Below are 1,291 nucleotides of genomic sequence, written 5' to 3'. Positions count from 1 at the left end.
GATCGGTGGTTTCGGCGGAATCGCGGAGGTCCGGGTCAGATCGCCGGGGGGCGGTTCTCGAACGGGGTGGACAGGACCACCGTCGTGCGGGTGGAGACCTTCGCCGCTTCGCGGATCTGGCGGAGCAGTTCCTCCAGCCCCAGCGGGGAAGCCACCCGCACCTGCAGGATGTAGGACTCGTCGCCGGCCACCGAGTAGCACGACTCGATCTGCGGCAGGTGCTCCAGGCGCTGCGGGTAGTCGTCCGGCGCGGCCGGGTCGATCGGGGTCAGCGAGATGAACGCGGTGAGCGGCAACCCGATCTGGTCACCGTCCACTTTGGCCGTGTACCCCTGCAGCGCACCGCGCTGCTCCAGCCGCCGAACCCGTTGGTGCACGGCGGAAACGCTCAACCCGACGCGCTCGGCCAGGTCGGTGAAACTGCACCGGCCGTCGCGCGCCAGCTCGCGCAGGATGGCCCGGTCGGTGGCTTCCAGCACGGCTGGAGTCGCGGCTCGCTCGCTCACGCCGGCAGCACCACCAACTCGTGCGGCTGGTTGTTCACGCTCTCGACGCCGTCCTCGGTGACGATGACGATGTCCTCGATGCGCGCGCCCCAGCGACCCGGCTGGTAGATGCCCGGCTCGACGCTGAAGGCCATGCCCGCCTCCAGCTGGATGGTGTTGCCGCCGACGACGTAGGGCTCTTCGTGCACGTCGAGCCCGATGCCGTGCCCGGTGCGGTGCACGAAGAACTCGCCGAACCCGGCCGCGGCGATCGGCTCGCGGGCGGCGGCGTCGATGGATTCCGCGGTCGCGCCGGGGCGGACCGCTTGCACCGAGGCGCGCTGCGCGGCTTCCAGCACGGCGTAGGTCTCGCGGACGTCGGCCTGCGCCGGTTCGCCGATCGAGTAGGTGCGGGTGCAGTCGGAGTTGTAGCCCTCCGGGATCGGGCCGCCGATGTCGATCACGACGACGTCGCCGCGCTGGATCACGCGGTCCGACACGTCGTGGTGCGGGCTGGCGCCGTTGGGGCCGGAGCCGACGATGACGAACGCCGCCTCGGTGTGGCCCTCTTCGATGATCGCGGCGGTGAGGTCGGCCCCGACCTCGGCCTCGGTGCGGCCGGCCTTGAGGAACTCGGCCATCCGGTTGTGCACCCGGTCGATGGCCGCCCCGGCCTTGCGCAGCGCCTCGATCTCGGCGGCGTCCTTGCGCATCCGCAGCTCGCGCAGCACGCGCCCGGCGAGCACCTGCTCGGCGTCGGGCAGCGCGGCGCGCAGCGGCAGGACGTGCAGCGCGGGCATCGCGTC

2 protein-coding genes are annotated in these 1,291 nt (G+C 72.0%); both read right to left on the bottom strand.

The window, feature by feature from the left end; genetic code table 11:
• Positions 1-35: 35 nt before the first annotated feature.
• The gene (locus ABTZ89_RS38750) at positions 36-476 is read right to left on the bottom strand and encodes an Lrp/AsnC family transcriptional regulator (RefSeq protein WP_093155725.1); all 441 of its coding nucleotides are present in this window, start codon (positions 474-476) and stop codon (positions 36-38) included.
• Between the two features lie 26 nt (positions 477-502).
• Positions 503-1,291: M24 family metallopeptidase (locus ABTZ89_RS38745; protein WP_351054483.1), on the bottom strand; the 789-nt coding region annotated here is incomplete at its 5' end.

The organism is Saccharopolyspora sp. NPDC002686, from assembly GCF_040295745.1.
Classification (GTDB): domain Bacteria; phylum Actinomycetota; class Actinomycetes; order Mycobacteriales; family Pseudonocardiaceae; genus Saccharopolyspora; species Saccharopolyspora oryzae.
Note: the sequence above shows the minus strand (reverse complement) of the source record. Positions and strands in the feature narration are given on the sequence as shown.